General features: G+C 58.1%; 1 protein-coding gene. It reads right to left on the reverse strand.

Going from position 1 to position 947, the window contains the following annotated elements:
* A partial coding sequence (locus tag EG19_RS12040) for an AAA family ATPase (protein ID WP_161685667.1) occupies window positions 1–704 on the reverse strand: 704 nt, incomplete at its 3' end.
* Window positions 705–947 lie beyond the last annotated feature (243 nt).

Raw genomic sequence — 947 nt, forward strand, 5'->3', positions numbered from 1 at the left:
GCCTTTTCGATTTCGTCCAGCAGGATCACAGCTCGAGGATTTTCCGCCACAAAACCCGTAAGGGTCCCGGGACGAGCCGCCTTGTAAAAGCCCTCGGCCCCAAACAGCTGTTCAAAATTCTGTGGGCCGGCAAAGCTACCCATATCGAACCGCCGGAAGGCAACTCGCTCCCCTTCGATCTCTTGCAGGACAGCAGCAAAACGCTCCGCGAGGAGCGTCTTCCCCACTCCGGGCGGCCCGAGAAATGTAAAAATGCCCCGGGGGCCTTCGGATTTCCTGCCCAGGCACGCCTCCCAATAGGCGTTCACCAGCATTTGGATTGCATTTTCTTGCCCCAGGACTTCTTCGCTCAACCTCTGCTCTAAGGTCTGAACTCTGGTTCGCAGGTCCTCAAGGAATCGGAACACCGGAGAGACAATAGCCTTCGCCACCACCTTGTTGTTTTGGAGCCACGCAGCTACGGCGGGGTCAGCTCGCTGCGCCAGGATTGCCGAAAGCAGCAGATTCGATGGAAGCTTCGGATCCTGGGCGAAAACCTCTTGTACCGCCTGGCGCAGAACGCCGTCCAAGGGCAGGCGCTCGTCCTTCTCGGGAACCTGCTTTGCACGCTCCAGAAGCTGGACAATGTCCTCACTCCAAACCGGGCTCTCTCCGATCACCTGCGTAATCGGCTTCGCATCGGAAGGGGAAAGCTCTCCGCTCAAGACAGCACAGGCCCCGCACAGCACATCCAGTGCTGTAAGGGCGTTTCGGTTATCGGCGCGAGCGGCCCGTTTGGCCCACCGCAGGATTTGCTCGGTTACCGGATCCAATTGGGCCATAGTTTCCCTTAAAGCTCGGTCGGGGGTTTCGGATCGCTAGAGTCAACTACTAAGGAATCGCCTACAACCCCAGTTGTTGAAGTTCCAAAGGCAAGTCTCACGCTGTCCTAGCGAGCCAGGTTCTCC

Origin of the sequence: Thermoanaerobaculum aquaticum (assembly GCF_000687145.1) — a bacterium.
Taxonomy (GTDB): Bacteria; Acidobacteriota; Thermoanaerobaculia; order Thermoanaerobaculales; family Thermoanaerobaculaceae; genus Thermoanaerobaculum; species Thermoanaerobaculum aquaticum.